Consider the following 1,276-nt stretch of genomic DNA (forward strand, 5'->3'; position numbering starts at 1 on the left):
TTGGAGTGACACAGTTAAATAAGACTCAATAAAACACCTAGGCTGCCATTACTCTGAATTCAATTGGAGTTTGGCAGTTTAGTTTTTTAAATGGTCGACAATAATTATAATAATACATGTACGTTTCTACTTTTTCGCGTACTGTATGATTATCTAACTTCCCTCGATCCAGAGGGTTGAATTCTTCCGATTTTAACTGGGAGTGGAAGGATTCGATGACGGCATTATCAAAGCAGTTTCCCCGCCGGGACATGCTTGTGATAATGCCTCTTTTTTTGGTCTCTTCTTGAAATTCATAAGACGTATACTGTGACCCTTGATCACTGTGAAGGATCACTTCATACACATTACGCCCCTCGCAAGCTTTCCTCAACGTATCCAATACTAGTGATTTCTCTTGATTGTCACTAATGGAATAAGCGAGAATTTCATTATTGTACAGATCCATAATCGTTGATAAATATAACATCTTCTCTCCATAAGGAAGGTAGGTAATATCTGTCACCCACTTTTCATTAGGTTTAGATGCATGGAAATTCCGTTCTAAATAATTGGGTACAACAATTTTGCTTTCCCCAGCAATATAGGACTGTCTCTTTGGTTTCACACGACACTGAACATGGTACTTCTGCATAATTCTTTGAACCGTGTTTCGGTTCACCTTTATTTGATGTTCTTTACGTAAGAGATCCCGGACCATACGGTGACCTACTCGAAACTTTAATCCTTCACAAATCTCAAGGATCTTCTCTTCTAACACCGTTGGCCCCCATTCCTTTCTCCGCCAACGATAATACGTAGCTTTAGCTACACCGAAACACTCACAAATAGCTTTAATCTTGTACTTATGCTTGAATGCTTCTACGATTTGGATGAATACTTCCGGAACCACTTCCTTTCGATTTCCTGGTACTTTCCCAACAATTCCTCTCTCATTTCATAATAAGCAACCTTCTTCTTCAACAACGTCACTTCATTATCATCTTCCGGACCTAACCCATTCGAATATTGTTTTCCTATGGGTTGAGCGAAACGGTGGTTCTCCCCGTTTCTAAACCATTTCATCCAAGTTTTAATTTGAGACTTATTCTTAATTCCAAACATATCCATCAACTCTTGGTTTGAATGGTTTCCTTCTAACTTTAATTGAACAACTTTCTTCTTAACTTCTTCAGGATAATGAACTTTTTTACCCATAAGAAAAACACCTCCAAGTGTAAGTAGTATTACAACTTTGAAGGTGTTTTATTAAGTCTCATTTTATTAGGTCACTCTA

Annotated in this window: 1 protein-coding gene; it reads right to left on the reverse strand. The window is 37.8% G+C overall.

Features of this window, described 5'->3' with window-relative positions; genetic code table 11:
• Positions 1–37 precede the first annotated feature (37 nt).
• Positions 38–1,197, reverse strand: a protein-coding gene (locus tag GLV98_RS19885) for an IS3 family transposase (RefSeq protein ID WP_160917701.1) whose coding sequence is annotated in 2 segments (ribosomal slippage) — positions 38–918 and positions 918–1,197 — 1,161 coding nt in all. Because the reading frame shifts where the segments join, the coding sequence is not laid out codon by codon here.
• Between the last annotated feature and the right edge of the window lie 79 nt (positions 1,198–1,276).

The sequence above is a fragment of the Halobacillus litoralis genome, assembly GCF_009856415.1.
Taxonomy (GTDB): domain Bacteria; phylum Bacillota; class Bacilli; order Bacillales; family Halobacillaceae; genus Halobacillus; species Halobacillus litoralis_C.